Source organism: Shewanella sp. AC91-MNA-CIBAN-0169 (assembly GCF_040310165.1).
GTDB lineage: Bacteria > Pseudomonadota > Gammaproteobacteria > Enterobacterales > Shewanellaceae > Shewanella.
In genome coordinates, this window is sequence record NZ_JBEOPM010000174.1 from 1 (window position 1) to 247 (window position 247).

Sequence of the window (247 nt, forward strand, 5' to 3'; positions counted from 1 at the left end):
TTCACCGCCAGCACCTACAGACGTTTTTGCAAGTAGAGGCCAAATGTTCTTACTCAGTACATATCGCCCTACAACAGCTAGGTTAGAAGGCGCTAAATCTGCATCTGGTTTTTCAACCATTGCTTTTATTGCAGCACTTTTGCCTGGCATTAACTCAACACCGTTTATATCCGCAATACCATATTTACTAACGTCTTCTTTAGCTACTGGCTCAAGCATTATTTGGCTTGCTTGAGTTTCTTTAAAG

Annotated in this window: 1 protein-coding gene; it reads right to left on the reverse strand. The window is 41.3% G+C overall.

The genetic code is table 11. The annotated features are described in order from the left end of the window. On the reverse strand, window positions 1-247 hold a 247-nt coding region (locus AAEY98_RS22570; RefSeq protein ID WP_351019862.1), incomplete at both ends, for a sugar phosphate nucleotidyltransferase.